The sequence below is a fragment of the Paraburkholderia caledonica NBRC 102488 genome, assembly GCF_000685095.1.
GTDB lineage: Bacteria > Pseudomonadota > Gammaproteobacteria > Burkholderiales > Burkholderiaceae > Paraburkholderia > Paraburkholderia caledonica.
Window position 1 is genome coordinate 135,673 of the sequence record NZ_BAYE01000002.1, and the last position, 25,184, is coordinate 160,856.

Sequence of the window (25,184 nt, forward strand, 5' to 3'; positions counted from 1 at the left end):
GACATGACTACTCAATCGACTCATATGCCGACTCACGCCCTTTTCAAGCCGCTGGACGGCGCGCAAGGTGCGGCCGCCACCCCCGTCGCAATCTGGTTCAACGATCAGCCGCTAACCGTGCCAGATGGCCGCTCCGTCGCGGCAGCGCTGCTCGCCGCGGGCGTTTCGCGGTTTCGCGCGACGCCGGTTTCGGGCGCTCCGCGCGCACCGTTCTGCATGATGGGCGCGTGCTTCGAATGCCTCGTCGAGATAGACGGCGTGCCGAGCCGCCAGGCCTGCATGGTCGAGGTCAAGGCGGGCATGCGAATCCGCTCGCAGGAAGGCGCGCGCGATCTGCCGCCTGCGGACCTGACAGATGTACCTTTGGAGAACGCCCATGGCCGCTGATTTTGTTTCTGAAGCAGTGGACGTCGTCGTGATCGGCGCCGGTCCCGCAGGCATGAGCGCGGCCACGCGCACGGCGCGCGCCGGGCTAAAGACGGTGCTGATCGACGAACAGGACGCCGTGGGCGGCCAGATCTATCGCGGCATCGGCCGCGCCGACGCGCGCCGCAAGGAGATTCTCGGAGCCGATTACGCGGCGGGCGCGGCAATCGCCGATGCATTCGCCGCCTCCGGCGCGCGTCACGTGACCAACGCAACTGTGTGGCAAGTCACGCGCGAGCGGGGCATCAATTATCTGAAAGACGGCAAGATCGGCAGCTTTGACGCACAGCGCGTGATTCTCGCGAGCGGCGCACTCGAGCGCCCGTTTCCGATCCCCGGCTGGACGCTGCCTGGTGTGCTGACCGCGGGCGCAGCGCAGATCCTGTTGAAGAGCGCGGGCGAAGTGCCTGCCGCACCGCCGGTGCTGGCGGGCTGCGGACCGCTGCTGTACCTGCTCGGCTGGCAATACGTCCGCGCTGGCGTTCCGATCCGCGCGCTCGTCGATACCACACGCCACGAGGATCGCTGGCGCGCGAAACGTCACATGCTTTCGGCGCTGCGCGCGTGGCCGTTCCTGAGCAAAGGCCTGCAACTGATCCGAACGCTGCGCAATGCCGGCGTGCCCATTTTCGAGGCGGCCGACGACTTGCGCGTGGAAGCGCGCGTCGGCGCCGATCATGTGGAGCGCGCCGCCGCGCTTCACTTCACGACCCAAGGCAGCGCGCATCGTCTTGAAGCCGATGTGATTCTTCTGCATCAGGGCGTGGTGCCGAACACGCAATTCACGCAGGCGTTGCGCGCGTCGCACCGCTGGGACAACGACCAACTCTGCTTCGCCCCGAAAGTGGACGCGTGGGGCGAGCTGGACGTGCCCGGCATTTTCATCGCCGGCGATGGTGCGGGCATTGGCGGCGCGCAGGCGGCGGCCTTGCAGGGCGCACTCGCCGGCCTCGCGGCAGCCGCGCAACTCGGCGCGATTACCGCCACCGCACGCGATGCGCAAGCCGTCGAGCACCGCCGCGACCTCGCGGGCGTCATGCGTATCCGGCCGTTTCTCGACAGCCTTTACCGCCCTCGCGACATCAACCGCATTCCGCGCGACGAGACGATTGTGTGCCGTTGCGAGGAAGTCACTGCGGGCGAATTGCGCAAGTTCGTCGAGTTGGGCTGCGTCGGGCCGAATCAGGCCAAGTCGTTCGGACGCTGCGGCATGGGTCCGTGTCAGGGGCGCATGTGCGGGCTGACGGTGACGGAGGTGATCGCCGACGCGCGCCGCGTCTCGCCCGCCGAAGTCGGCTACTACCGCATCCGTCCGCCGATCAAGCCCCTCACGCTTGGAGAACTGGCCGGTGAATGACACGACCGTCATCCAGGAAGCCGACGCGCTCGTGGTCGGCGGCGGGCTGCACGGTACGAGCAGCGCGCTTCATCTCGCGCGCCGCGGCGCGAAGGTGATCGTGCTCGAAGCCGATTACGTCGCGCGTCATTCGTCGGGTGTCAACGCAGGCGGCGTGCGAACGCTGGGCCGTCCGTTGCCCGAAATCCCGCTTGCGCTGATGTCGCGTGAAATCTGGCATGGCATGACCGACCTGCTCGGCGAGGATGGCGGCTTCGTGCCTTCAGGCCAGTTGAAGATCGCCGAGACCGACGACGAACTGCAAGCATGCCGCGAGCGCGTTGCGCTGCTCGAATCGCACGGTTTCACACACGAGAAAGTGATCGACCGCGACACCGTGCTCGAACTCGAACCGGCGCTCGCGCGGCACGTCACAGGCGGAATCTGGGTCGAGCGCGACGGCTATGCACTGCCCTTTCGAACCACGACGGCGTTCCGCCTCGCGGCCCAGCGCCTTGGCGCCCGTTTTCTGGAAGGCACGGCCGTGCACCGCATCGAACAACGCGGCACCCGCTGGCTCGCCTTCACGCCGCGCGGCACCTTCGGCGCGGAGAAGCTGCTCGTCACCGCGGGCGCGTGGTCCGGCGACCTGGCGAAGCAGGTGGGCGAGCCCGTGCCGGTGCACCCTGAAGGTCTGATGCTGATGGTCACGCATCGCGTCGCGCCGTTCTGTCATGCCACGCTCGGTGCAACCGGCCGTCCGTTGTCGTTCAAGCAGTTCGACAACGGCACCGTGGTGATCGGCGGCAAGCTGATCGGTCTCGCCGATCTGTCGAGCCGTCACGGCGAAGTCGACTTCGCACGGCTAGTGCGCAGTGCACGGACGGTGACCGACCTCTTTCCTCATCTGCGCAATCTCGGCGTGAACCGTGCGTGGGCCGGCGTGGAGGCCTTCACCGAAGACGAACTGCCAGTCATCTCCGCAAGCCGCAAGGCGTCGAACCTGTACTACTCGTTCGGCTATTGCGGCAGCGGCTTTCAGCTCGGACCCGGTTGCGGCAAGCTCGTGTCCGAGCTGATGCTCGACGGCACGCCGTCCATTTCGCTGGATGCCTTCGGAATCGACCGGTTCGAGCGCGGCGCGGCTTCTTCTTCGTCTGCGGCTTCGTCTGCGAGCGCGGCGCATCTCGTCACGCAATAAGCGGTTCCCTTTTTGCTCCGTCGCGCGTTTCATGAGCGCGCGCGGCGGCTTCGTTCGACCTCAACCAGAGACATTGTCATGACCGATATTGTTCGCATCGAAACCAATCAACGCATGAGCCGCGTCGTCAAGGCTGCCGGCCTCGTATTCATCGGCGGCCAGACTTCCGCAGATCACACGCCGGACGTGAAAGTGCAGACCGCGAAGGTGCTGGAGAAGATCGACGGCTTCCTGGAGAAGGCCGGGATCGACAAGACGAGACTCGTTTCTGCCCAGGTATGGCTCGCGGATATTGCGCGCGACTTCGGCGGCATGAACGAGGTGTGGGACGCGTGGGTTCCGCAAGGTTGCGCGCCCACGCGCGCCACCGTGCAAGCGCAGCTTGCCGCGCCGGAATTGCTGGTGGAGATCGCCGTGGTAGCGCTCGGCTGAGACTGGTCGAGAGGCGGCACGTGAGCGCGACTGCCGTTTCGCTCATGCGCCGGAGTCCGATCCTGCCCGGATTACCGTCGAGCCGACCCGACGTTTAGGACTGTCGCTCGCAAGACAGATCGTCCATGGCAATATTCGGTTGCCGGCCCGCTCTTCGAGCGAGGCCTGTATCAACGCAACAGGAAACCTCCATGGACGACGACGTCAGCGCCTTCAACGGCCTGCGCCCGCGCTTGCAGAAAATCGCTTATCGGATGCTCGGCTCCGTAGCGGAAGCCGAAGACATCGTGCAGGACGTCTGGCTGCGCTGGCATGCGGCCGCCCGCGAAAAAATCGACAACGCGGAAGCATGGCTCGTCGCGGTCACGACCCGCGTGTCCATCGACCGCTTGCGCGCTGCCAAAACGCAGCGCGAGCACTATAAGGGCATCTGGTTGCCCGAACCCCAAATGACCGGCTCGCCCGCTACGCCCGAGGAGGCGGTCGAACGCAGCGACGACGTTTCCGTCGCGTTCCTGATGCTGCTGGAACGGCTGACGCCCGAAGCGCGCGCCGCCTTCCTGTTACGCGAAGTTTTCGATGCCGACTACGACGAAGTGGCCCGCGCGATCGGCAAGAGCGAGGCGGCCTGCCGGCAGCTCGTGAGCCGTGCCAAAGGCCAACTTCGCGATGAGCGTGCGCGCAATGCCGTGCCGCAGGAGACGCATCATCGTCTTTTGCGGATGTTCGCGCAGGCTGTCGAGCGTGGCGACTTCCCCGCGATCAACGCGTTACTCGCCGAAGACGCCATGCTGATCGGCGACGGCGGCGGCAAAGTGCCGAGCGCGCCCCAGCCGATGCTCGGCGGCCGCAGAATCGCGCAGCTGTTCTACGCGTCATCGCGCCGCTATGGCAGCGAACTCAGTATCAGGCTCGTGGTACTCAACGGTGAGTGGGCGCTGCTGCGCTTTTTCGAAGGCAAGCTCGAATCGGCACAAGCGGTCGAAACGGACAATGAGCGCATTGTCCGCATCCTCGTGCAGCGCAATCCCGAGAAGCTCGCGCGCCTTGCCGCGGCCTGTTCGAACGGTTGAATCCAGATGCGGCGCGCGGCGCCGGCCACGCAAAACCGCGGACGATGTCACAAACGGCGCGACTGATACGTCTAGCCGGTTTTAGACCTCACGAGTCGCGCCGCATGTCAGATTACCGATCACCTCGCCCTGTAGCCGGCAGCCAGGACCCGTTCGCGAGCAGCTTTGCGACCACCTATGCCGGCGTCGTTTCATTCCTGGCCGTCGCCAATGAAGGCAGTTTCGCCCGCGCGGGCGATCGCCTCGGCATCGGCCGCTCCTCCGTTAGCCGCAATGTGCAGAAGCTCGAAGCGCAACTCGAAGTGCGGCTGTTCCTGCGCACGACCCGCAGCACATCGCTCACACGCGAGGGCGAACTCTTCTATGAGAGCTGCCAGCCCGGCATCGAGCGTATCGTGGCGGCGCTCGACGGCATGCGCGATCTGCGCAGCGGGCCGCCGCGCGGGCATTTGCGCATTGCGTCGACGTCGGGCTTCGGCCGCAAGATCGTCGCGCCGCTATTGCGAGACTTTCACTCGCGCTATCCCGGCATCACGCTCGAACTGCTGCTGAACGATCGCCCGGCCGACTTCACCGCCGACCGCGTGGACGTGTCGTTCCGCGACGGGCGCATGGAAGACAGCGGGATCGTCGCGCGGCAGCTCACTGCGATGCAGATGATCGTCTGCGCATCGCCCGCCTATGCGCGCCAGCACGGTCTGCCGCGCCACGTCGACGAGCTTGCGGGTCATCGCTGCATCAACCTGCGCAACGCCTCTGGCCGCGTCAAGGACTGGCAGTTCAAGGTGGACGGCAGCCCCCTGCGGCATCAGCCCGCCGCACAGCACACGTACAACGACCCTGACCTGATCCTGCAGGCGGTGCTCGACGGTCTCGGCATCGCACAATTGCCGGCTTATCAGGTGCGTGACCTGCTTCGCGAGCGGCAGTTGCTGAGTTGCCTCGCGCAGTTTGCGCCCGACGACGAAGGTCACTACATCTGCTATCTGAGCCGCCAGCACCTTCCGGCCCGCATCCGCGTTTTCGTCGACTATATGATCGAGCAAACGCGCGCGATGAATCCGCCATGCGACACGACGGTGACGTCGGCGCCGGCTTTATCGACGGTCGAGTGAACCGCGAGTTCTTCAGACGGATGCGCACGGTGCCGGATCGCGATTGGTGCAGTAAGGACAACACCGTGAGTGCCTGCACGGGCCTCGCGTCACGCCCGGCGTCCGCCTACCATGAAGCTATGCGGCGTCTTGCCGTTAATTACGAGAGGTCTCGATCATGAAGATCGTTATTATCGGCGGGACCGGCCTGATCGGCTCGAAGACCGTCACGATTCTGCGCGGCGCCGGTCACGACGTGCTTGCTGCGTCGCCAAGAAGCGGTATCAACACGCTCACAGGAGAAGGCCTTCAGGAAGCGCTCCAGGGCGCGCAAGTGGTAATCGACCTGGCCAATTCGCCGTCGTTCGAAGACAGCGCAGTGCTCCAATTCTTCGAGACTTCCGGTCGCAACCTTCACGCAGCAGAGGCCGCTGCCGGCGTCGGCCATCATGTCGCCCTATCCATCGTGGGAACCGACAGGACGCCGGAGAACGGCTATTTCCGCGCCAAGGTCGCACAGGAAAAGCTGATCGAGGCTTCGGGCATTCCCTACACCATCATTCGCTCCACGCAGTTCCTGGAATTTCTGGGCGGCATTGCCGCGTCGAGCGCCGAGGGCAACGCGGTCAGGCTTTCGCCCGGACTCTTCCAGCCCATTGCATCCGACGACGTCGCGGCCTTTGTTGCCGATGTCGCGCTTGCTGCGCCGCGCAACGGCATTGTCGAGATCGCGGGTCCGCAACGAGCCCCATTCGACGAAATCATCGCGAGCTACCTGAAGGCGATCGGAGATCCGCGCGAAGTGGTGCGCGATCCGGAGGCGCGCTACTTCGGCGGTCGCGTCGAGGAGCTTTCGCTGGTGCCATTGGGTGAAGCGCGCCTCGGCCGTATCGGGCTGGAAGAATGGCTCAGCCGATCAAAGGCGGCAGGCTGACCGGGCGTCGGTGGAAGGACCTCCTGCTCGATGAAACGCAGGTTGCCGTTGGGGAAAGATCGCTATCTAACCACTCTCAGGCGCGCGGCATTCTGTGCCGATTCGAGCCGGTTGCCACCCAACGATTTGGCGCGGTAGAGCGCCTCGTCGGCTGCGGCCAGCAGTTCGGCAAGCGACTGCACCGCGTCGCCGGAATGCGCGAGGCCGATGCTCACCGTAGCCTGGATATCAACGCCGTCCACCCTGTGCGACACAGTCTGTGCAAAACGCCTGACGATAGCCTCGCCCACGTCGTGCGCGCGGCGTTCGTCATGGCGCGGCAACAGCACAGCGAACTCTTCTCCGCCGATTCTGGCAAGCACCGCCTCGCGTCCCACCACGCTGCGCGCGACTTTCGCGAATGATTTGAGCACTTCATCGCCGGTCTTGTGACCGTAGCGATCGTTGAGCTTCTTGAAGTGGTCGAGGTCGAGCGCAAGCAGCGACACGGGACCGCTTTCACAACCCTCACCGAGCACACGCATCCCTTCCTCGAAGAACCATCTGCGATTCCCGAGACTGGTCAGGTAGTCAGTTTGCGATTCCTGCAGGAGTTGGCCATGCGTTTCCTCGCGGATCATCTTCAGCACGGTCATCGGCAGAATGACCGAATACAGGACGCCCTCGTACATCGTGATTGCGCCGATGGTGGGCAGCAGGCCCATTCCGTACCGCGTCACGAGCCAGGGTAGAACGAGAGCCCGAAAGGCATAGAAAAGCGCGTGGATAGCCGTCACCGCCACCGCGATACGCCGTGACTGGAAGGCTTTGAAGTCGTCGCTTCGAAGGAACTCGCGGGACGTCATGCCGCTCGCCGCCGCGATTGCGACCGCGCTCACGTACGCCCAAACGGTGCTCTCCCAGCGCGCACCGCCCACTGCCCATGTCAGTGCCATGAGAAGGAGCAACGCGAGCGAACCGGCCGGGTATCGACGCTCGCTTAGCAACGCGACACCGTGCAGGACCAGCAGGTAGCCCGTCAGAATGACCAGATTGCTCAGCGCGGAGCCCCACGGCCCGGGCAGATTGTGACGAAACACGGCTGCCGCGCAACCGGTTGCGAGCGTCGCATATCCCGCTGCCAGTACTCGCAACTCCCGGCTTCGCCGCGGATGGCTTTGGTGTTCCCAAAGCGTCATTCCGGAACTGGCGAATAGCGTTCCGATTAAAAGCAGGTAAAGGGTGAGGAGATCGACATGCATCGCTGACCGGACAGTTCCACGCCGGCAGGATGCGGCGACTGCGGCATTCTACTTGTATCGGAACGAAGTGCTCCGCTAATGGAGGCATGCACTCTTTTCTGCGAGCTTGCCGATACCTCAATGCGCCATTAACCACTGCGCCTAAAAAGCACTCAACGAAGTGCCGCTGAACCATAAGTGCATTTCAATTGAATCGCATCGATGCCTCGCCCGACACCCCTAAATGCGACAGAAATAGTCGCAAAACGTTGTGATTCATCGGGTTCGTTTTTGAACCGCATCTGCTACCCTGAACCTGCCGATTTCGTGCGGGCCCGCGCGCATGCGCCGGCTTCATTGCCACATTTTCTTTGCAGTCGGTCTACGCAGCGAAGCGAATCCGCGAAGTCTGCGCTACATCTGCTTCTACATATTCATCTTTAACCACCGCATGGAGTACGCGATGTTGGAACGGCTGGGCTCACGGTTTGTCGCCATTGGTGTTTTGCTGATCGTCGCGGGTTGCGGCGGCGGAGGCGGTGGAGGTGGAGGTGCCTCCAACACGGGCGCCGCTGCACCGGCATCCGGCGCATCGGGCACGAGCGCGACCACACCGACGCTGGCCGCCGCTACTCCTGTGATCGACGGCACGACGCTTGGCGATGCCAACTGGCCCACGGGCTCCACATCGTCGGGCGGACTCGGCCAGCCTGTCGGCGGGCTGAACTGCGGGTTGCGCAGCAATGCCTATACCTACACGCATCTGTCGATCTATCAGAACGGCCGCCTGCTCACGGTGCCCGCCAACATCGGCACGGTCGGGCCGACCATGACGGCGCAAACAGGTTGCGCGTATCCGCTGCACACCGTCGACGCGAGCGGCAAAATTCGCATGGATACGACCACCGGCGCTTCGTACACACTCGGCCAGTTCTTTGCGATATGGGGCGAAACGCTCGGTGCGTCGAACGTCGCGGGCCTGAGCGGATCACCCGTTACGATCTATGTGAACGACGGCGGCGCGCTTTCGCAATACAAGGGCGATCCTGCCAGTCTCGTGCTTCCGCCGCATGGCGAAGTCACCATCATGACCGGCACGCCGTTGACCCAGATTCCCACCTACACATGGACCGATCCGCCGCCCTTCGACCCGAATCCGATCACCCTCGCCTATCTGGGCGTGGTGGGAAGCCAGTACTGGCCGGCAGGCAATACGGCGACCGGCGGGAACGGCGCCACGGTCGACGGTTTGATCTGTGCCGCCGGGATGAGCGAGCTGTACCACGTGCATGCGCATCTCGCGATCATCAAGGACGGCCAATGGCTCGCTATGCCGGCGAACGTGGGCATACTGTCGCAGTGCAACTATGAAATGCACACGCACGACCAGACCGGCATCATTCATATCGAAACGCCGACCCTCAAGACATTCACGCTGGGTCAGTTCTTCGACATCTGGGGTCAGCCGCTCTCCAGCACGAACGTCGCGGGCATCAGCGGAAACGTAGTGGCGTATATCAACGACAACGGGGATTCGCGCCGTTACATGGGCGATCTGCGCAATATCGAGTTGACCTCATTGCGCGACGTCACATTGCAGATCGGCACGCCGCCAATCAGCTCGCTTGCGACATACTCGTGGTACGAGTCGCAATAACTGGACAGTTCGCGGCATGCGCGATATGCGGACAATAGCGGCGACGGCGGTGACGCTCAACGCGTCCAGCCAACGCCGCAGGACCGCAAACATCATTACTGTCGCCACCTGCGACGGGCCGTGAAACCGCGGCATGTCACTGACATGCGTCAGGCAAACCGCGGCTCAAGCATGCATCAACTACACGAAAAGCTCGCTGCTGAATTCACATCGCCGCCCTTATAACGCGCGACTTTCGGATACGGACACAGCGGCCGTGTGCGGCCCGCGCCCCACTGCGCAGGCACTTCGCTATTCGGGATCGCATTGCTCGCATCGCGAGCGGTCGCGATGACGCTATCCGGGGCCTTGCCCTGCTCCACCCACGCGATCATTGGCGTCAGCATGTCGAACTGATCGGCTGCGGGGCCGCCCGAGCAATGGTTCATTCCCGCGACCGTGAAGAGCCGCGCGAAGCTGCTCGCATCGCCGCCATTGGCCGCCATCACGCGTTGATACCAGTCGGTCGTATCGTTCGACGAAAACACCGGGTCGCTCGTGCCGTGATACACCATCAGCTTCGCGCCGCGTTGCCTGAGCCCGCTGAGATTGGCCTCGTCGGGCGGCGTCATGAACGACCACGACGATTCCGTGTACGCGCCGCTCGTCGCAAAGATCTTCGGTGCATCGGTGTCCATGCTGAAGTTCAATGCATACGATGACAACTGGCTCAGCAGCGAAGCGCTTTGCGGCGGCGTCGTGAATGTAAATGCAGCGGCGGCGGGATCGAGCGTGATGGAGTTGCTCTGCTTCCATGCCGCCCAGCCCGCGCCGCTCACGCCGGCATCGTAGGGAAAGCTCGCGTACAACGCGGTGCCGGCGCTGTTGCGTGCGCCCGAGAATACGTTGCCGATCGCGTCTTTTTGCGCGGTAGTCAGGCACGTTCCGTCACGCACGTTGCCCGAGCAGGTCGGCAAGTCAGCGGACAGGTTGAAATTCGCCTGGCATGCCTTAATGTCCTGCACCATGCCGTCGGCGACGCCATCCAGTGCATCGCACTTTGCAATGATCCGCGACGCCACCAGTTGGCGTTCAGCGGCAGTAAAGCCGGTCTTGATGTCGGGCAGGCCATTCGCGGTTGTCGCAGTCGCAACCTTCGCGAATTGCTGCGCGCCCCACATTTCGCCGATGGCCGCCTTCGGCAAATGAAAGCCCGGATCGCCCGCAATGATCCCGTCGTATTCGGCCGACGATCTCGCCGCCGCCACCATCGCGTGGCGGCCGCCGTTCGAGCAACCGTCGAAATAACTGCGATCCGGCGCCTTGCCGTAGGCGGTGCGAATCACCTGCTTGGCCATCGGCGTGAGCGTCGCTACCGCGTTATAGCCGTAGTCGATACGCGCCTGCGGGTCGAGACCAAATAGCGGATTCTGCGACGACGAGTGTCCCGCGTCGGAACTGATCACGGCAAACCCCATGTTCAGCGCATCGTTGAGCGGCCCGCCTCCGCCGATCTCGCCGGTTGCCGTCACCACGTTGCCGTCGAGCCCGCCGTTGGCCTGATAGAAAAACCTTCCGTTCCATGCAACGGGCAGACGCATCTCGAAGCCGATTGCGTAGGGTTTTCCGTCGACAGCGCTGACGCGCTGATTCATCTGCCCTTGAACGACACAATGCTCGGCAATGGGCTTGCCCGCCACTGTCAGCGTTCCGGCCGGTACGTCCTGCACGGAATTGAACGTAGTGTTGGCGAAGGACAACTTGCTCGCCAGCGTCGCGCAGCTTCCAACGAGCGTTGCCGGTGTGGCCGCGCTCAGGTGCGGCAACGTCAATGTGTTATCGGAAGAGCCGCCGCATGCTCCAAGCGTCGCGCACACGGATACCGCAATCACAGACTTTCTCATTCAATCTCTCCTAGAACGCGTGCTTGATACCGACCATCACACCTGTCTGACCGATGCCGGCGGCGGGCGTCGTGCCGCCACCGCCGCCGCTCACCGAATAGCGCGCCTTCGCACTGTTGGCCAGATAGGCTGCCTGCGCATACACGGACGAGCGCTTGCTCAACAGATACGTGGTGCGCAGCGCGCCCATCGTCGCGCGGGAGTCGTGCACACTATTGACGATGCGGAACACTTCTCCGTCGACCAGAAACGCAGGCGTCACGAAGTACGACGCGCCGACGAAGAACAGATCCGAGCGCACGTTCGGCACCGCCGGCGAGTCCGTCACGACGCGCCGGCCAAGCCAGCCCGCGCCGAGCCTCGCGCCCGCGTACTGCGCATAGGCGCTCACATGCGTGCGGGCGTCCTTGTCAGCGGCGTTGCCAAGCGGCGTGGGAGCGACGCCGTCGAAGAAGTTCGCTTGCGCGTTTGTGCCGCCGCGTTCCTCTTCATATGAAGCTGCGACGCCGAAGTTCGGCGCGTCGTATTTGAGCATTACCGACCAGTCGCGACATTCGGTCGGATGGCCCGCTACCGAACCTGCGCAGGTGCCCTGCCCTGGCGAGTTGCCGGTGCCGGCCGAATCGCGGCCGAACGAATACCCGGCGCCGAGCGTGAATCCCTTGTACGTGCCCATGTACGTCACCGAATTATCGGCACGCGCGTTGGGCACATACGCGTCGAGCGAACCCATGCCGTAGATGTCCGGGCCGATGATGTCGGCGCCTTGCAGCGCCAGATACGTCATCGTGTATTGCCGGCCGAATGCCATGGTCCCGTATGGACCCTTGAGGCCGACGAATGCCTGCCGTCCAAACAGGCGTCCACCCTGGCCGGAACTGCCGTCGCGAACGTTGAACCCGCTTTCCAGTGTGAAGACGGCGCTATAGCCGCCGCCGAGATCCTCGGCACCACGCAGGCCCCAACGCGAAGGCAACTCGCCCGTTACTGCCGGCATGCGAAACACATGGCCGCCTGCGGCGTTCGCATGCGATACGTATTCCACACCGGTATCGATGATCCCGTACAGCGTGACGCTCGACTGCGCGAGCGCGGTCGTACTCAGCGCGCACAGGGCACCGGATATAAAAAGGCGGGTCGTGACTGTTTGCATCGTTGTCGTCTCCAAACGTTGTGTTCTCTTTTTCGGTTTATTTGATAAGGATGTCTGATCAGTCGTTAGCGCGCGGACGGCGGATCAGCATCAGAGCCGCCGCCGCGGCAATCAGCGTGACCGGAATGCTCGCGCCGATCACCGTCGACGAACTGCGGCCCATGGCCAGCAACTGGCCGGCCGCAAGCGGCCCGACCACCGAACCGACCCGACCCACCGCGACCGCTGCACCGACACCCGTGCCTCGCATCGCTGTCGGATAGAACGCAGCGGAGAGCGCATACAGCACTGATTGGCCGCCGATCACGAACATCCCGGCGAAGAACGCGGATACCGTCAGCGCCGCGAAACCCGGCGCGATCGACAACGCCGCGAGCGACGCGATAATGCCCATGTACATGCCTGACACCACCACACCGCCGCGCAAACGGTCCATCAACATGCCGATGAAAAGCGCGCCCAGGCCGCCGCCGATGTTGAAGAAGATCTGCACATAACCGACTTCCGCGCGCGCGAGTCCGCGTGCCGCCATCAACGAGGGCAACCAGTTCAGCAGGAAGTACAGAACGATCAGCGTGCAAAAGTAGCTGATCCAGATTTCCAGCGTGGAGAGCCCCCGGCTCCCGCCGAACAGCACTTCGCCGACGGGCGCTGGCTTCGTGTTCATGCCGTGTGACGCGCGGCGAAACGCGGACGACTCCGGCAGGAATGCGAGCAGAAGCGGCACCAGAATGAGTGGCCCCGCGCCGCCCACATAGAAGATGTGTCGCCATTGCGTATCGCCGATGCTGACAATGCCGACAATCGAGGCGATCACTCCGCCGAAAGGAATACCGCAATACATCACGCTAACGGCGGTATTGCGCGACTTCGGCGAGACCGCCTCCGACGATAGCGCGATCAGGTTCGGCAAAGCGCCGCCCAGCCCGATACCCGTCAGCACGCGGACAAAGACAAGCATGCCGAAGCTGCTGACGAACGCAGTCGCGATGGACAGCAGACCAAACAGACACGCGGACAGAATTAGTATCCGCTTGCGTCCGATCCGGTCGGCGAGCCTTCCGCCCAACATCGCGCCCGGCAATAGCCCGAAGGTGCCCGCGCTGAACGCAAGCCCCATTTGCGCGACGCTGAGGCCGAACTCGCGCGCCATGCGCGGCGCCGCGACGCCCACCGATTGAAGGTCGAGCCCTTCGAGCAACGCAACCGCAAAACAAAGACTCAACGTGACGGCGGCGCCCGTTCGCGCGGTGGCTTGCGCCATGCCGTCTGCCGGCAGTGCTGTTCTGGTGGATTTCATGTCTGTCTCCTGTCGGCCGGAGCCGACGCTTTCGCGTCTTGTTCCGGTCACTGCAAGTTGATTGCTGTTTATTGTGTCGATGGCCGCCGGTGCATCCTTATCGCCTCCAAATATCAGGCTGCCTGACATCATGGGTGAACAAAAGCGCGTTCACGAGAACGCGCCACGGTCAGTTGCGATGGAGCATATTAAATATCAGGCGACCTGACAAAACAAGGTACGCGTCTTTGGTGAATACCCCAGGTGCATCCAACGCAAGGGTTTTCACCGATCACGTGGCGATTGTGTCCAAAGCTGCTTGATAATAGACTTGTATCAGGCTACCTGATACGGCGTGTGCATTGAAGCTTTGACGCAAACGCTATCGGGTGCTCGCACATCACCACAAACATCGATACGCGCACAGGCGCGCTGGAGCTACGAAATGACAAGTTATGAGGGTCGCTGGAAAACGGTGGACGTGAAGGTCCAGGAAAGCATCGCATGGGTGACGTTCAATCGCCCCGAGAAACGCAATGCAATGAGTCCCACGCTCAACAGCGAAATGATCCAGGTACTGGAGACGCTGGAACTGGACGCAGACGCAAAGGTACTGGTGCTGACAGGCGCCGGCGACGCATGGACGGCGGGCATGGACTTGAAGGAGTACTTCCGCGAAGTCGATGCCGGTCCGGAAATCCTGCAAGAAAAGATTCGCCGCGACGCATGCCAATGGCAATGGAAACTGCTTCGCATGTACTCGAAGCCGACTATTGCCATGGTCAACGGCTGGTGTTTCGGCGGCGGCTTTTCACCGCTTGTCGCATGCGACCTGGCTATCGCGGCCGACGAAGCCGTGTTCGGCCTCTCTGAAATCAACTGGGGCATTCCGCCTGGCAATCTGGTCAGCAAGGCAATGGCGGATACGGTCGGACATCGTCAGGCGCTGTACTACATCATGACGGGCGACACGTTCGACGGGAAAGAAGCCGCTGCAATGGGACTCGTCAACAGCAGCGTGCCGCTCGAACAACTGCGTGCGAAAACGGTCGCGTTGGCCGCGAAGCTGCTGGAGAAAAACCCTGTCGTTCTGCGCGCCGCCAAGCATGGTTTCAAACGCTCGCGCGAACTGACCTGGGAGCAGAACGAAGACTATCTGTATGCGAAGCTCGACCAGGCGCAATTGCGCGATCCCGAGAAAGGACGGGAAGAAGGCTTGCGGCAATTCCTCGATCAGAAATCGATCAAGCCTGGCCTTCAGACGTACAAGCGCACTGAGTGACGAACAGGTAAACATTGATCCCGTAGCCTGCCCGCACCAGCGCGCAGCACGGGAAAAAGCATGCAAAGGAGACAGCCATCGTGAACCAAGTAAGTATGTTGATCGGGGGCAAGGACTGTCCGGCGTCGGGTGGCGCCACCTTCGAGCGGATTGATCCGGTTACCGGCGGCGTGGCTTCGCGTGCGCCTGCTGCCACGCTCGCCGATGCGGACGCCGCTGTCGAAGCCGCCGCCGCCGCGTTTCCCGCGTGGTCCGCGCTACGGCCGACAGAACGCCGTGCGCGTCTGCTGAAAGCCGCCGACATCATGGACGCGAGAGCGGGCGCGTTCATCGAATGCGGCATGGCGGAAACCGGCGCGATGGCCAACTGGTACGGCTTCAACGTGCATCTCGCAGCCAACATGTTGCGCGAAGCGGCGGCCATGACTACGCAGATCGACGGCAGCGTGATTCCGACCGACACGCCCGACAACATTGCTCTCGCGGTGCGCCAGCCGTGCGGCGTCGTGCTCGGCATCGCGCCGTGGAATGCGCCGGTGATTCTCGGCACGCGCGCTGTCGCGATGCCGCTCGCGTGCGGTAACACCGTCGTGCTGAAGGCATCGGAAGCGTGTCCGGCCGTGCACAGAATGATCGGCAGCGTGCTGCATGATGCGGGACTCGGCGACGGCGTCATCAACGTGGTGACGAACGCGCCAAACGACGCGCCTGCCATCGTCGAACGGCTGATCGCGCACCCTGCCGTGCGTCGCGTGAACTTCACGGGATCGACCCACGTGGGCCGCATCATCGCGATGCACGCGGCCAGGCATCTCAAGCCCGCACTGCTCGAACTCGGCGGCAAAGCGCCCGTCCTCGTGCTCGAAGACGCGGATCTCGACGCGGCCGTGGACGCCATTGCGTTCGGCGCCTTCTTCAATCAAGGGCAGATCTGCATGTCGACGGAACGCGTGATCGCGCATCGCAGCGTGGCCGATGCGCTCGTCGACAAGCTCGCTGAGAAAGCGCGCACGCTGGTTGCCGGCGCACCCACCGCGAAGGACGCCAAGCTCGGCGCGATGGTCAGCGCACAAGCCGCGCAACGCGCAACGGCGCTCGTGCAGGACGCACGCGAACACGGCGCGAAAATACTCGGCGGCGGCACGCTGACTGGCGCAATCATGCAGCCGACCATCGTCGACGGCGTCCTCCCGGCCATGAAGCTCTACGCCGAAGAATCGTTTGCGCCGGTGGTCACCGTGCTGCGCGTCGACACCGACGACGAAGCCGTGAAAGTGGCGAACGATAGCGAGTTCGGCCTGTCCGCCGCTGTCTTCAGCCGCGATATCGCACGCGCGATGAGCGTCGCAAAACGTGTGGAGTCGGGCATATGCCACATCAATGGACCGACCGTTCACGATGAAGCGCAGATGCCGTTCGGAGGCGTGAAGGGAAGCGGCTACGGCCGTTTCGGCAGTAAGGCGTCGATCGCCGAGTTCACGGACCTGCGTTGGATTACGATCCAGACGGGTCCGCGTCACTATCCGATCTAGGCCGCCCGATCAGAACGCTTCGATCGGAAACACCCAGATCTGACACGCATGCCGTTCAGCGGCATCATTCGAATCCCGCATGCTTCGCAGCAGACGGAGACGGCGGGAAGGAGACAATAAGTGAATTTGCAGCCGACGCAATCCAGTGTCGATAGAGAAACGCCCGTGCGCTATCGCGAAGTGCGGATCGGTTCGGCGCCCGCACGCGTTCGCCGTGACGGCGACGTGTGGTACATGGAGTCTGCCGCGATGCCCGGCAACTATCCGCAGCGCCTGACCGACCGGCTCGCGAGCGGCGCGCGCGCGCATCCGGACCGCTGGCTCGTCGCGCGCCGCGGCGCGAACGGGGAATGGCAAGGCATCAGCTACGCGCAAATGCTGCAACGTGCGCGTGCCATCGGCCAGGCGCTGCTCGAGCGCAACCTGTCGGCCGAGCGGCCCGTCGCGATCCTCTCCGGCAACGATCTCGAACACATGATGATCGCGCTCGGCGCAATGTGGGCCGGCGTACCGTACGCGCCCATTTCGCCGGCGTACTCCCTCGTTTCCAGCGATTTTGGCAAGCTGAGGCATACGCTTGATCTGCTCACGCCCGGTCTCGTCTTCGCAACCGATGCCTCTGCATTTGCCGCTGCAATCGACGCAACCGTTGCGGCCGATGTCGAAGTCGTGGCATCCACGGGCTCCTGTGCCCGCCCCGTCACGACGTTGTCGGCGCTGCTCGACACCACGCCCACTACGGTCGATGCCGCGCACGAAGCGATCGACCCGGACAGCATAGCCAAATTTCTCTTCACGTCAGGCTCGACGACGCTGCCGAAGGCCGTTCCGACGACGCATCGCATGCTATGCAGCAACCAGCAGATGCTGCGCGAAACGTTTCCGGAGTTCGCCGACGAGCCGCCGGTACTCGTCGACTGGTTGCCGTGGAATCACACGTTCGGCGGCAGTCACAACGCGGGCATCGCGCTCTATAACGGCGGCACGCTTTATATCGACGACGGCAAGCCGGTCGGCAAGAAGTTCGAAGAAACGCTGCGCAATCTTCGCGAGATCGCTCCGACGATCTACTTCAATGTGCCCAAGGGCTGGGAAGAACTGACGAGCGCGCTTGAAACCGACGCCAAGCTGCGCGAGACATTTTTCTCACGTGTGAAGGTGTATTTCTTTGCGGGAGCGGGACTCTCGCAAGCCGCGTGGGATCGGCTGCAACACGTTACGGAGCGCTTTTGCGGCGAGCGTATCCGCATCATGGCGGGTCTCGGCATGACGGAGACTTCACCGTCGTGCCTCTTTACGACGCTGCCCGCGACAGCCGCCGGTTATGTGGGCGTACCCGCGCCGGGCTGCGAAGTGAAGCTCGTGCCCATCGGGGACAAGCTGGAGGCGCGCTTTCGCGGTCCACACGTCATGCGCGGCTATTGGCGAATGGACGGTGCTGCCACTGGTAAATCATTCGACGACGATGGCTATTACTGCAGTGGCGACGCACTGAAATTCGTCGACCCGCAACAGCCCGAACTGGGTTTGATGTTCGACGGCCGCATTGCCGAAGACTTCAAGCTCAGCTCCGGCACCTTTGTCAGCGTCGGTCCGATGCGCGCGCGTGTTATTTCGGCGGGCGCGCCGTATGTGCAGGACGTGGTCGTCTCCGGGCTGAATTGCGACGACGTGGGCTTACTCGTGTTCCCGCGACTCGACGACTGCCGGCGGCTCGCGCAACTGCCTTCGTCGGCGAGCGCGTCCGAAGTCGTGAGTGCGCCCGCCGTGCGGCAGCTCTTTGTCGAATTGCTCGATCGGCTCAATCGCGAGTCGACAGGCGGCGCGACCACGATCGCACGGATGCGTCTGCTCGACGTCGCGCCGTCGCTCGATCTCGGTGAAATAACCGACAAAGGCTCGATCAATCAGCGCGCCGTGCTCACGCATCGCGCTGAACTCGTGCGAGCGCTGCATGACCCGATCAAGCGGGATGCGGCCGTGATTTACGCGCCGCATGTCCGGACCTGAAGCCGGGCAATGCGACGCGCCGGCCGCAGCGTGCTGCCTGAGCGCTTACTTGCGTGCAGGCACGGGCGCTAGAACTTCGTGCGTTCCGGCCGCGCGCTGCGCCGACTTGTGGACCATCGTGTACGCGTAGTCGACACCCATGCCGTACGCGCCGGAATGTTCCTTGACGATGCCCATGACTGCGTCGTACGTCTCTTTGTGAGCCCAGTCGCGTTGCCATTCGAGCAGCACCTGTTGCCACGTCACCGGAACAACGCCGGCCTGGATCATGCGCTGCATCGAATATTCATGCGCTTCCTTGGAGGTGCCGCCCGACGCGTCAGCCACCATGTAAATCTCGTAGTCGCCTTCGTCCATTGCGCACAGCGAGAAGGTGTTGTTGCAGACCTCGGTCCACAGACCCGCCACCACCACTTTCTTGCGGCCGTTGGCGGCGAGCGAGTCGCGAACCTTCTGGTCGTCCCACGAATTCATCGACGTGCGTTCCAGCACTTTGTGACCGGGGAACACGTCCAGCAACTCCGGATACGTATAGCCGGAGAAGCTTTCCGATTCCACCGTCGTGATGGTCGTGGGAATGTTGAACACGCGTGCGGCCTTGGCAAGGCCAACAACGTTGTTCTTCAGCACCTGCCGGTCGATCGACTGGACGCCGAAAGCCATTTGCGGCTGGTGATCGATAAAGATGATCTGCGAGTTCGCAGGCGTGAGGACTTGCAGTTTCGGATTAGCCATGGCTTTGTACGTCCTAAGTGTCGATAAGGGTTTGCTGAACAGGGAAAACATGCCGCACTCGCTTCACAAGCGAGGAAAAACTGGAATGCAGTCTATCGGCGGCCTTGCGGCGAGTCCTTGTCCAAGTCCTTAATCGTTCTTAAAAATAACAAACCGAAAGGTTTCATCCTTAAGGACCAGCACACCGCAAGGCGCGGAGTAACGTGCAGCCACATCCTTTCGGTTTGGAAACATCTCCGCGCACAATCGGCCGCCTTCATGGGATTGGGACAAAACACCTTCGTTTAGCGACGCTGTCAATTCGCGCGACTTCCGTACGTTAACCTCGCATCGTGATACATCGGCAGGCCTGGCCGAGCCCCTGATGTAGCGCGAATAACTTACGGGAATTCGAAAAATGACGACGACCAATTCAGTCCAGTTTCCGGGTGAATCCGGCCCCTCTGCGCCTCAACAAAAAGCGCCATCGTCCACAAGTACCGCCCCACTGCGCCGCCAATCGACAGTTCGCAGCATAAAAGAAGCGGCCAAGTCACTATTGCCGGCGCCACTGTTCTTGAGCTTGCTGCATCACAAGGAAATTGGCCGCTATCCGAGCCTGCTGCGCCCTACTACCTTCAATGAGAAGATCTTGCGCAAAAGCCTGCGGCCCGATCCGTGGTTCGCGGAGTTGACCGACAAGCTTACGGTTAGAAAATATGTAGCGAGAATGCTGGGCGAGGAGCACGTGATTCCGCTGCTCGCAGCGCCGGACACCTTTTCGAAAGAAGTATTCGATGCGCTGCCGGACTCGTTCGTGATGAAAGCCAATCACGGCAGCAGCTACGTAGAAGTGGTGAGAGACAAGTCCACACGCTCTTTCGAAGAACTGCGAGAGCTTGCCGATCACTGGTTGACACTCGACTTCTACAAGATCGCGCGCGAGAAACACTATCGCCAGATCGAGCCACGCGTTTTCTTCGAACACCTGTTGCTCGACAAGAGCGGCCAGATTCCCGCCGACTACAAACTGCACTGCTTCGGCGGCCGAAGTGGAAGGCCTACCATTTACATTCTGGTGATCTCGGACCGGTTCGGCTCGAACACGCGTGGCGACATATACGACGCGAACTGGAACCATCTGGACATGGCGATTGGCGCCTACAAACCCAGTGCAGAGCCGTCGCCTCGCCCGGAGAACCTCGAAGCCATTCTGAACGCCGCCACCAAGCTATGCAGCGATTTCGACTATGTTCGCGTGGACCTGTACGCGCCGGATAACCGGATTTACTTCGGCGAATTGACGTTTACGCCCGGCGCGGGCGTACTGCCATTCACGCCTGACAAGGTCGACTACGAGTGGGGAAAACTCGTGCCCGACGCGTTCCTTTCAGCGAGGCCACCTTTACCGATCCCGTCGACGCAACCGGCGTAACGTTTGCCGGTTTGTTTCGGCAACTTTTGTCACGTGACGCGGGCCGCATGAGGGCATGTTCCCCGCTTTACCGAAGCTCACGCGAGCCGCGTCCAGTTGTGTTATCGACCGCACATATCGCACTACCGCCCATTGGCGGGGCAACGAACGGAAAGGTAAATTGATTCGTGCTGGATCCAGAGGTAAACGCGAGCGGAACCCAAGGCGGGCGGTAGTCGCCGGTACGCTGCGCTCCCGGTTTATGACAGGTGGTGAATAAATATGCAAAACGTGACAATCGTCATCTGCAATTACAACTATGGCCGCTTTCTCGCCAAGGCCATCGACTCAGCCCTCGAACAGGATTATCCGGCCACTCAGGTACTCGTAATCGACGACGGATCAACCGACGGTTCGCGCGAAATCATAGAAAGTTACGGCGGCCGCGTGAAAGCGCTTTACAAGCAGAATGGCGGCCAGGTATCCGCCTATAACGATGCGGTGAACATAATAGAGACGGAATTTGTGATTCTGCTCGATTCCGACGACCTGCTGTATTCTCAAGCGGTGTCGAAAGTGATGCGCGTGTTCGATCGCGGCAACTTCGTCAAGGTCCAGTTCCGGCTCGACGTAATCGATCCCGCAGGCAATCCGTCGGGCACATATGTACCGCACTCCGCGGCTCCCAGCGACTGCGGCAGCCCTTTGCGCCAAGGCTGGCTGTATCCATCGCCGCCTGCATCGGGCAACGCTTACCGCACAAGCGCATTAAAGAAGATATTTCCCGTTCCGGAGGCTGATATCAATCGTTACGGAGCGGACTTCTATGCGATCTACGGCGTCGCCTTGTTAGGAGCCGTCGCAACGATTCCAGAATCGCTCGGTGCTTACCGCGTGCACCGCACCGAAAACTCGGGGATCGATTTCGCAAACTCCGAAAGCAACGACAAAGCGCCCAAGGCGCTGACCAAACGCTGGGCCATCCTGCGGCAAATGGCGCGCGCGCGCCTGGGGATCGAACTTCCGCTGTCGTTTTATGACTTCTCGCTTGAGAAGGCCCATTTCTGCTCTGCCGTTTATCAGGCGCCGTTCACGAAACGCTGGCGATGGGTCAGCCGCCAGTCGCATAGTTACTTCCGCTCTATCGTGGGAAACCCGTTCTGGAGCTACAAGAAAAAGATTGGCACGCTCGCGTTGTCCAGTCTCTGTTTGCTGCCTTTCTCGGCGCTCTCGGATTTCGCCGTTCGTTACATTGCGAATCCCCTTGCCCGGCGTCGCCTTTAGTCTTCCGAAACAAGTTCAATTATTGTTTGCGGTTCGTTTCAACCTTTAAAAAGCGTGCCCGGCGCGTTGCACCTGATGCCACCGCAACAATTTGCATGGAAGTGATGATGAACAAGTTCGTTGGCCTGGATGTACTGCGTTTCGCACTGGCCGTGTATCTGATGGTGTTTCATTCGATACATCAGTATCCGCAATACGTGACGCTTCCGTTCGTTGAGTTGGCCAACCTGGGTGGGTTCGCCACGAGTTCATTCTTCATTCTGTCGGGCTTCATTCTCGCCCACGTCTATTTCGGGCGGAGCACTGAGTTGCGAGGCGGCACGCGCGAGTTCTTCGTGAAGCGCCTTTCCAATCTTTATCCCGTGCATCTCATTGCGCTTGTACTGGTGCTTCTCGTCTCGGCGGCAGGCACGCGCGGATACCAGCAGTTCGCGATCATGTCGCTCGACGACGCAGAGCACTACATTACGCTCGGCCCCACCGACACCGCTATAAATTTTGTGCTGAACCTGTTCTTGCTGCAGGTGTGGAATCCGCTATACGGGTCGGTCAATCCGCCATCATGGTCGCTGGCGACATTGTTTTTCTTCTATCTCGCGTTTCCGTTTTTCGCGCCGCGGCTTCTCAAAGCCCGAAACAAACACCGGCTGTTACTGATTTTGTGGGTGCTTTACCTCGTCCCGCCTGTACTTGCGACGCTGATGCACTGGTACGGTCCCGCCGCGGTCGGCATAGTCACCCGCAACCCGGTGCTGCGACTACCCGAATTTCTGGTCGGTATCGTCCTGTATGGACTGTTTCGCGAGGGACATCTGACCGCCATTCACCGCAGCGGCATGAAGCTCGCCGCAGCGTTGCTGGTGTTCGCAGGCTCGTTCGCAGCGGCGGCGTGGCTCGAGTCGCATGGATCCATCAATACACGTTATCTCGTTCATAACGGCGCATTGATGCCTGCAGAGTTGTTGCTCGTCGCCGTATTCGCCGGCCTTTCGGTTCCTTCCCGATTCGCGGCGCTATCGACTCGTTTAGGGAACTCGGCACTCTCGCTCTTTGCGATTCATGTGCCGGTCTTCCTCGTCATGATGAAGGTGTTGAAACTGCTGTCTATCGGCAAATCGCCGCTATGGTGCGCTTCGCACTTTTCCGAATGCGTCGCGGCTTCGAAAGAAGTCATACCCAGTATGGCGACTTATCCGCTGTATCTGATCGGGACGGTGATTGCGGCCGTGTATTTCCAGGAGCGGCTGGTCGCTCCGTTGAGGGACTGGATTCGCGGCCGGTTCCTCAAAGTGAGGACGAGGGTTCCGGCAGCAGAGCCGGGAAGTGTTTGAGGATTGACGCCGCCGCGAGGCGTTTCAGCGCAAGGCGGCCGGATTTAGAAGCACCTTCAAAAGCTCGCAAACGAATGCACGAGCCGATTGAAAGCTCCGGCGTTCGATACATTCATTCCGTGCGACGCGCCCGCAATGGTCTGCTTGTCCGCGTAGTCGATCCAGTCCGCGAGTTTTTCGACGTTGTTGCGGAACATGCGAGGGCTGCGTTGCCCTTCGATCAACAGCGTCCTGCATTTCACACCGCGCGCCGCGTCGCGTGAATATGCGGGCAGCGGATCGCGCAGCTGTTTCGGCAACGTGGCCGCATTATCCGTGGCCATCGTGCGAAAGGCGGCAGAACTCTTGCGCCATGAGCCCGGCGCGCTGACCGAGTCCACGAACAGTTCAAGACCCGCGTCGATCTCGCCTGCTTCTATCAAGTCCACAACGCGTGCGCGCAGCGCGTTCGTCGCGGTCGGCAGCGACGCGTCGGGCATGCCGTCTATCTGTAACGGACCGCCTGGGTCCGCAAGCGTAAGCGTCTTCACGAGTCGCGGGTACTCGCGCGCCAGGTTGAACGCGACGCAACCGCCGCGCGAGTGGCCGACCAGATGCACAGGCGCGATGCCGAGCGCCTCGATGAATTCGGCCAGTTCGGCAACATGCGTCTGCCAGCCGAACTCGCCCTGAATGCACGCGTAGGCTGCGGGCCAGTAGTGGCTCAAGCTCACCGAGATGCAGCGGAAATGCCCGGACAGCGCGGCTGTCTGCGCACTCCAGTAGCGGTAGTCGCACAGCGAGCCATGCACGAAAACGAGCGGCTCTCCCGTTCCGCACTCGACATACGGCACGCTAATGCCCGATGCGATGGTCGCAAACGAGAGTTCGGGCGCGGCAAGCAGGGAGAAATCGGTTCGGGCGTTCATACACTGGCTCCTTTGGCTGCACTATGCCGCACGTCAACATTTAAGAAAATCGCGTAATATTGATGGAATCTATTTGATTTTCTGATACCAGACCTTGAAAGCACTCGATCTCGATGTGATGACGATGATTGTCGCCGTCGCGGACACCGGCAATATCAGCCGCGCGGCGGAAGTCGTGCACCGCTCGCAATCGGCGGTGAGCATGCAGATCAAGACGCTCGAAACCGCGCTCGGCAAGCCGCTTTTCGTGCGCAAGCCGAGGAACGTCATACCGACACAGGACGGCGAAGTGCTGCTTGCTTACGCGCGGCGCATGCTGGCGCTGCGCGACGAAGCCTGGGCCGCCGTGGTTCGGCCCGACGTCACCGGCCGCGTAAGTATCGGCGTGCCGGACGATTACGCGTCCTCCCTACTGCCGCCAATCCTCAAAAAATTCTCCGCAACTTATCCGAAGGTCGAAATCCGGGTGGTCGGCCTGCCAAGCGTCGCGCTCGCGCCCATGGTGAAGGACGGTTCCGTCGATCTCGTGTGCGCGACGCGGGTCAAAGGATTGTCGGGCGAGTTTTTGCGGCTCGAGCCGATGGTCTGGGCGGCGTCGCCGAGCGCACACGATATCTGGCGCGAAAGGCCGTTGCCGATAGCCGTGTTTTTGCCCGGCAGCGTCGCGCGTGAGAATGCGATCCGCAGCCTCGAACACGCGAAGATCAGCTACCGGACCTCGTATGAAAGTCCGAGTCTGATGGGCCTCGTGTCGATGGCCGAAGCCGGCCTCGCGATCGTTCCGCTCGCACAATGCGCCGTACCCGCGCATTTCGCGCTGCTCGGTCATGCGCAGGGACTGCCCGAAATCGCGGCGCTCGAAGTCGTGCTCGCGCGAAGCACGGCATCGAAACGGCCGCCGTGCGATTTTCTCGCGGAGAAGATCATTGCGGAACTGAGGCGCTAGCTCGCCGCCAAGAACGGAACGGTGACAGGCGGCACCTTCTCCGCGCGAGGCAGGTCGGCCGAGTGTATAAAGGAA

At 62.0% G+C, this 25,184-nt stretch carries 21 protein-coding genes; 15 read left to right on the plus strand and 6 right to left on the minus strand.

The features are described 5' to 3' along the window. Nucleotides 1–3: 3 nt before the first annotated feature. The 7 genes from BCA01S_RS04470 (at nucleotide 4) to BCA01S_RS04500 (ending at nucleotide 6,496) form a co-directional block, all read left to right on the plus strand. Nucleotides 4–387, plus strand: a complete 384-nt coding sequence (locus BCA01S_RS04470; RefSeq protein WP_027775883.1) for a (2Fe-2S)-binding protein — start codon at nucleotides 4–6, stop codon at nucleotides 385–387. Further along, on the plus strand, nucleotides 377–1,783 hold the full coding sequence (locus BCA01S_RS04475) for an NAD(P)/FAD-dependent oxidoreductase (protein WP_027775884.1): 1,407 nt from the start codon (nucleotides 377–379) through the stop codon (nucleotides 1,781–1,783). The genes BCA01S_RS04470 and BCA01S_RS04475 overlap by 11 nt, the downstream gene beginning before the upstream one ends. Next, a complete protein-coding gene (locus tag BCA01S_RS04480) occupies nucleotides 1,776–2,963 on the plus strand; it encodes an NAD(P)/FAD-dependent oxidoreductase (protein WP_027775885.1) in 1,188 nt (395 codons plus the stop codon). Before BCA01S_RS04475 ends, BCA01S_RS04480 begins: the two co-directional genes overlap by 8 nt. Nucleotides 2,964–3,041: 78 nt before the next feature. After that, complete coding sequence (locus BCA01S_RS04485; RefSeq protein ID WP_027775886.1) at nucleotides 3,042–3,395, plus strand: RidA family protein; 354 nt, start codon at nucleotides 3,042–3,044, stop codon at nucleotides 3,393–3,395. A gap of 191 nt (nucleotides 3,396–3,586) precedes the next feature. Next, nucleotides 3,587–4,468 (plus strand): RNA polymerase sigma-70 factor, encoded by an 882-nt coding sequence (locus BCA01S_RS04490; RefSeq protein ID WP_027775887.1) that lies wholly within the window; start codon nucleotides 3,587–3,589, stop codon nucleotides 4,466–4,468. Between the two features lie 104 nt (nucleotides 4,469–4,572). Next, complete coding sequence (locus BCA01S_RS04495) at nucleotides 4,573–5,583, plus strand: LysR family transcriptional regulator (RefSeq protein WP_027775888.1); 1,011 nt, start codon at nucleotides 4,573–4,575, stop codon at nucleotides 5,581–5,583. Nucleotides 5,584–5,740: 157 nt separating this feature from the next. Next, nucleotides 5,741–6,496, plus strand: a complete 756-nt coding sequence (locus BCA01S_RS04500; protein WP_027775889.1) for an SDR family oxidoreductase — start codon at nucleotides 5,741–5,743, stop codon at nucleotides 6,494–6,496. A gap of 62 nt (nucleotides 6,497–6,558) precedes the next feature. On the opposite strand, the gene BCA01S_RS04505 is transcribed toward BCA01S_RS04500, so the two are convergent. Continuing rightward, nucleotides 6,559–7,737, minus strand: a complete 1,179-nt coding sequence (locus tag BCA01S_RS04505) for a GGDEF domain-containing protein (protein ID WP_027775890.1) — start codon at nucleotides 7,735–7,737, stop codon at nucleotides 6,559–6,561. Nucleotides 7,738–8,179: 442 nt separating this feature from the next. Here BCA01S_RS04505 and BCA01S_RS34455 point away from each other — a divergent pair, with 442 nt between their 5' ends. Further along, nucleotides 8,180–9,373 (plus strand): hypothetical protein, encoded by a 1,194-nt coding sequence (locus BCA01S_RS34455; protein ID WP_027775891.1) that lies wholly within the window; start codon nucleotides 8,180–8,182, stop codon nucleotides 9,371–9,373. A gap of 176 nt (nucleotides 9,374–9,549) precedes the next feature. On the opposite strand, the gene BCA01S_RS04515 is transcribed toward BCA01S_RS34455, so the two are convergent. The 3 genes from BCA01S_RS04515 to mhpT are packed head-to-tail and all read right to left on the minus strand — an operon-like array spanning nucleotide 9,550 to nucleotide 13,709. After that, nucleotides 9,550–11,256: a tannase/feruloyl esterase family alpha/beta hydrolase gene (locus BCA01S_RS04515; RefSeq protein ID WP_027775892.1), complete on the minus strand. Its 1,707-nt coding sequence runs from the start codon at nucleotides 11,254–11,256 to the stop codon at nucleotides 9,550–9,552. A gap of 10 nt (nucleotides 11,257–11,266) precedes the next feature. Further along, complete coding sequence (locus tag BCA01S_RS04520; protein WP_027775893.1) at nucleotides 11,267–12,409, minus strand: porin; 1,143 nt, start codon at nucleotides 12,407–12,409, stop codon at nucleotides 11,267–11,269. Nucleotides 12,410–12,467: 58 nt separating this feature from the next. Then, a complete protein-coding gene (gene mhpT / locus BCA01S_RS04525; protein ID WP_027775894.1) occupies nucleotides 12,468–13,709 on the minus strand; it encodes a 3-(3-hydroxy-phenyl)propionate transporter MhpT in 1,242 nt (413 codons plus the stop codon). A gap of 424 nt (nucleotides 13,710–14,133) precedes the next feature. On the opposite strand from mhpT, the gene BCA01S_RS04530 reads away from it, so the two are divergent. The 3 genes from BCA01S_RS04530 to BCA01S_RS04540 all read left to right on the plus strand — a co-directional run bounded on the left by BCA01S_RS04530 (nucleotide 14,134) and on the right by BCA01S_RS04540 (nucleotide 18,512). Then, nucleotides 14,134–14,970, plus strand: a complete 837-nt coding sequence (locus BCA01S_RS04530; RefSeq protein ID WP_027775895.1) for a p-hydroxycinnamoyl CoA hydratase/lyase — start codon at nucleotides 14,134–14,136, stop codon at nucleotides 14,968–14,970. Between the two features lie 80 nt (nucleotides 14,971–15,050). Then, nucleotides 15,051–16,502, plus strand: a complete 1,452-nt coding sequence (locus BCA01S_RS04535) for an aldehyde dehydrogenase (protein WP_027775896.1) — start codon at nucleotides 15,051–15,053, stop codon at nucleotides 16,500–16,502. A gap of 120 nt (nucleotides 16,503–16,622) precedes the next feature. Continuing rightward, nucleotides 16,623–18,512: a feruloyl-CoA synthase gene (locus tag BCA01S_RS04540; protein ID WP_027775897.1), complete on the plus strand. Its 1,890-nt coding sequence runs from the start codon at nucleotides 16,623–16,625 to the stop codon at nucleotides 18,510–18,512. 45 nt (nucleotides 18,513–18,557) lie between these two features. Here the strand turns inward: BCA01S_RS04540 and BCA01S_RS04545 are convergent, their stop codons facing one another. After that, a complete protein-coding gene (locus BCA01S_RS04545) occupies nucleotides 18,558–19,247 on the minus strand; it encodes a hydrolase (RefSeq protein ID WP_020066304.1) in 690 nt (229 codons plus the stop codon). A gap of 397 nt (nucleotides 19,248–19,644) precedes the next feature. On the opposite strand from BCA01S_RS04545, the gene BCA01S_RS04550 reads away from it, so the two are divergent. The 3 genes from BCA01S_RS04550 (at nucleotide 19,645) to BCA01S_RS04560 (ending at nucleotide 23,255) form a co-directional block, all read left to right on the plus strand. After that, nucleotides 19,645–20,661, plus strand: a complete 1,017-nt coding sequence (locus tag BCA01S_RS04550; protein WP_027775898.1) for an ATP-grasp fold amidoligase family protein — start codon at nucleotides 19,645–19,647, stop codon at nucleotides 20,659–20,661. A 261-nt stretch (nucleotides 20,662–20,922) separates the two neighbouring features. Next, nucleotides 20,923–21,924, plus strand: a complete 1,002-nt coding sequence (locus BCA01S_RS04555) for a glycosyltransferase family 2 protein (RefSeq protein WP_027775899.1) — start codon at nucleotides 20,923–20,925, stop codon at nucleotides 21,922–21,924. A 107-nt stretch (nucleotides 21,925–22,031) separates the two neighbouring features. Beyond that, on the plus strand, nucleotides 22,032–23,255 hold the full coding sequence (locus tag BCA01S_RS04560; RefSeq protein ID WP_027775900.1) for an acyltransferase family protein: 1,224 nt from the start codon (nucleotides 22,032–22,034) through the stop codon (nucleotides 23,253–23,255). A 56-nt stretch (nucleotides 23,256–23,311) separates the two neighbouring features. On the opposite strand, the gene BCA01S_RS04565 is transcribed toward BCA01S_RS04560, so the two are convergent. Then, on the minus strand, nucleotides 23,312–24,163 hold the full coding sequence (locus tag BCA01S_RS04565; RefSeq protein WP_027775901.1) for an alpha/beta fold hydrolase: 852 nt from the start codon (nucleotides 24,161–24,163) through the stop codon (nucleotides 23,312–23,314). Between the two features lie 124 nt (nucleotides 24,164–24,287). Here BCA01S_RS04565 and BCA01S_RS04570 point away from each other — a divergent pair, with 124 nt between their 5' ends. Further along, a complete protein-coding gene (locus tag BCA01S_RS04570; RefSeq protein WP_174447015.1) occupies nucleotides 24,288–25,109 on the plus strand; it encodes a LysR substrate-binding domain-containing protein in 822 nt (273 codons plus the stop codon). Nucleotides 25,110–25,184: the final 75 nt, after the last annotated feature.

Excerpts from the sequence above, each read along its gene's own strand:
- BCA01S_RS04470 (WP_027775883.1), top strand. The coding sequence starts at position 4 with ATGACTACTCAATCGACTCATATGCCGACTCACGCCCTTTTCAAGCCG.
- BCA01S_RS04475 (WP_027775884.1), top strand. The coding sequence starts at position 377 with ATGGCCGCTGATTTTGTTTCTGAAGCAGTGGACGTCGTCGTGATCGGC.
- BCA01S_RS04485 (WP_027775886.1), top strand. The coding sequence starts at position 3,042 with ATGACCGATATTGTTCGCATCGAAACCAATCAACGCATGAGCCGCGTC.
- BCA01S_RS04490 (WP_027775887.1), top strand. The coding sequence starts at position 3,587 with ATGGACGACGACGTCAGCGCCTTCAACGGCCTGCGCCCGCGCTTGCAG.
- BCA01S_RS04495 (WP_027775888.1), top strand. The coding sequence starts at position 4,573 with ATGTCAGATTACCGATCACCTCGCCCTGTAGCCGGCAGCCAGGACCCG.
- BCA01S_RS04500 (WP_027775889.1), top strand. The coding sequence starts at position 5,741 with ATGAAGATCGTTATTATCGGCGGGACCGGCCTGATCGGCTCGAAGACC.
- BCA01S_RS04505 (WP_027775890.1), bottom strand. The coding sequence starts at position 7,737 with ATGCATGTCGATCTCCTCACCCTTTACCTGCTTTTAATCGGAACGCTA.
- BCA01S_RS34455 (WP_027775891.1), top strand. The coding sequence starts at position 8,180 with ATGTTGGAACGGCTGGGCTCACGGTTTGTCGCCATTGGTGTTTTGCTG.
- BCA01S_RS04515 (WP_027775892.1), bottom strand. The coding sequence starts at position 11,256 with ATGAGAAAGTCTGTGATTGCGGTATCCGTGTGCGCGACGCTTGGAGCA.
- BCA01S_RS04520 (WP_027775893.1), bottom strand. The coding sequence starts at position 12,409 with ATGCAAACAGTCACGACCCGCCTTTTTATATCCGGTGCCCTGTGCGCG.
- mhpT (WP_027775894.1), bottom strand. The coding sequence starts at position 13,709 with ATGAAATCCACCAGAACAGCACTGCCGGCAGACGGCATGGCGCAAGCC.
- BCA01S_RS04530 (WP_027775895.1), top strand. The coding sequence starts at position 14,134 with ATGACAAGTTATGAGGGTCGCTGGAAAACGGTGGACGTGAAGGTCCAG.
- BCA01S_RS04545 (WP_020066304.1), bottom strand. The coding sequence starts at position 19,247 with ATGGCTAATCCGAAACTGCAAGTCCTCACGCCTGCGAACTCGCAGATC.
- BCA01S_RS04550 (WP_027775898.1), top strand. The coding sequence starts at position 19,645 with ATGACGACGACCAATTCAGTCCAGTTTCCGGGTGAATCCGGCCCCTCT.
- BCA01S_RS04555 (WP_027775899.1), top strand. The coding sequence starts at position 20,923 with ATGCAAAACGTGACAATCGTCATCTGCAATTACAACTATGGCCGCTTT.
- BCA01S_RS04560 (WP_027775900.1), top strand. The coding sequence starts at position 22,032 with ATGAACAAGTTCGTTGGCCTGGATGTACTGCGTTTCGCACTGGCCGTG.
- BCA01S_RS04565 (WP_027775901.1), bottom strand. The coding sequence starts at position 24,163 with ATGAACGCCCGAACCGATTTCTCCCTGCTTGCCGCGCCCGAACTCTCG.
- BCA01S_RS04570 (WP_174447015.1), top strand. The coding sequence starts at position 24,288 with ATGATTGTCGCCGTCGCGGACACCGGCAATATCAGCCGCGCGGCGGAA.